Origin of the sequence: Mesorhizobium sp. M1A.F.Ca.IN.020.06.1.1 (genome assembly GCF_004023265.1) — a bacterium.
GTDB lineage: Bacteria > Pseudomonadota > Alphaproteobacteria > Rhizobiales > Rhizobiaceae > Mesorhizobium.
Window position 1 is genome coordinate 1 of the sequence record NZ_RZSR01001607.1, and the last position, 692, is coordinate 692.

Here is a 692-nt window from a genome sequence, read left to right on the forward strand (position 1 = left end):
GTGCTGCTCAATCTGTGGGCGACATGGTGTGCGCCCTGCCGCGCCGAAATGCCGGCGCTCGACGCGCTGCAGAAGGAAAAGGGCGGCAACGCCTTCGAGGTCGTCGCGGTCAATGTCGACACCGGCGACGACGCCAAGCCGAAAAAGTTCCTGAAGGAGATCGGCATCGAGACGCTCGGCTACTACCGGGATGCGACGATGGACCTGTTCAACGAGGCCAAGACGCGCGGGCTGGCGCTTGGCCTGCCGGTGACGATGCTGATCGACGGCGAAGGCTGCCTGATCGCACATATGAACGGCCCGGCGGAATGGTCGAGCCCCGACGCCAAGCGATTGGTGGAAGCCGCGCTCGGTCCGTCAAGCTGAGCGCAGCGCGGCGGCCGGCTCGAGCATGAGGATGCTGCCGCCGCGGGCCTCGACAGCATCCATGGCCGCCGGCGCCGGCACGCCGGTCAGTTCGCTGAAGGTTTCGATCGGGCCTGGCCTGCCGAGATAGTATCCCTGGCCGATCTCGCAGTCCTCGGCATCGAGGAAGCGCAATTCGTCCAGCGTCTCGACGCCTTCGGCCAGCACCGGCAGGCCGAGGCCGCGCCCCAGCCCAAGCACGGCGCGCACGATGGCCGCGACCTGGCCGTTCCTGTCGACCGACTTGATGAACGAGCCGTCGATCTTGATCTTGTCGAAGGGAAAGG

2 protein-coding genes are annotated in these 692 nt (G+C 66.6%); one reads left to right on the forward strand and one right to left on the reverse strand.

Annotation, left to right across the window (positions count from 1 at the left end):
* The coding region (locus EOA60_RS35840; RefSeq protein WP_164899920.1) for a TlpA disulfide reductase family protein at positions 1–366 on the forward strand (366 nt) is incomplete at its 5' end.
* On the opposite strand, the gene EOA60_RS35845 is transcribed toward EOA60_RS35840, so the two are convergent.
* On the reverse strand, positions 358–692 hold a 335-nt coding region (locus EOA60_RS35845; RefSeq protein WP_128312773.1), incomplete at its 5' end, for an EAL domain-containing protein. The two genes, EOA60_RS35840 and EOA60_RS35845, sit on opposite strands and share 9 nt — an antisense overlap.